The organism is Akkermansia muciniphila (assembly GCF_900184965.1).
In the GTDB taxonomy this organism is placed as follows: domain Bacteria; phylum Verrucomicrobiota; class Verrucomicrobiia; order Verrucomicrobiales; family Akkermansiaceae; genus Akkermansia; species Akkermansia muciniphila_A.
In genome coordinates, this window is sequence record NZ_FXYA01000109.1 from 1 (window position 1) to 810 (window position 810).

The following is an 810-nucleotide window of genomic DNA, read 5'->3' on the forward strand; positions in this document are numbered from 1 at the left end:
AAATTGGGGGTGGGGAGGGGGGGGAGATGGGGAGAGTGAAGCAGAACGTGGGGCTCACCTCGACCATGGTAATAGCGATGACTAATACGTAGATGTACTGCCAAGTAGGAAAGTCCCATAAGGTCATGTACTGGGCATAATGCCAGGCGGGCCATTTACCGTCATTGACGTCAATAGGGGGCGTACTTGGCATATGATACACTTGATGTACTGCCAAGTGGGCAGTTTACCGTAAATACTCCACCCATTGACGTCAATGGAAAGTCCCTATTGGCGTTACTATGGGAACATACGTCATTATTGACGTCAATGGGCGGGGGTCGTTGGGCGGTCAGCCAGGCGGGCCATTTACCGTAAGTTATGTAACGCGGAACTCCATATATGGGCTATGAACTAATGACCCCGTAATTGATTACTATTAATAACTAGGTACCGAATTAAGGGCGAATTCACTGGCCGTCGTTTTACAACGTCGTGACTGGGAAAACCCTGGCGTTACCCAACTTAATCGCCTTGCAGCACATCCCCCTTTCGCCAGCTGGCGTAATAGCGAAGAGGCCCGCACCGGATCTGAGGAACCCCTAGTGATGGAGTTGGCCACTCCCTCTCTGCGCGCTCGCTCGCTCACTGAGGCCGGGCGACCAAAGGTCGCCCGACGCCCGGGCTTTGCCCGGGCGGCCTCAGTGAGCGAGCGAGCGCGCAGAGAGGGAGTGGCCAACTCCATCACTAGGGGTTCCTCAGATCAGCTTGCATGCAGGCCTCTGCAGTCGACGGGCCCGTCGATCTTGATGCTGTCTCTTATACACATCT

1 protein-coding gene and 1 pseudogene are annotated in these 810 nt (G+C 54.6%); one reads left to right on the forward strand and one right to left on the reverse strand.

All coding sequences use genetic code 11. The features are described from left to right. Positions 1–193, reverse strand: a 193-nt coding sequence (locus CI070_RS12960) for a hypothetical protein (protein ID WP_143245542.1), incomplete at its 3' end; no start/stop codon positions are given. 259 nt (positions 194–452) lie between these two features. Between CI070_RS12960 and CI070_RS14730 the strand changes: the two are divergent. Next, positions 453–566 (forward strand): annotated as a pseudogene (locus CI070_RS14730) (sugar-binding domain-containing protein); the annotation flags it as partial. Between the last annotated feature and the right edge of the window lie 244 nt (positions 567–810).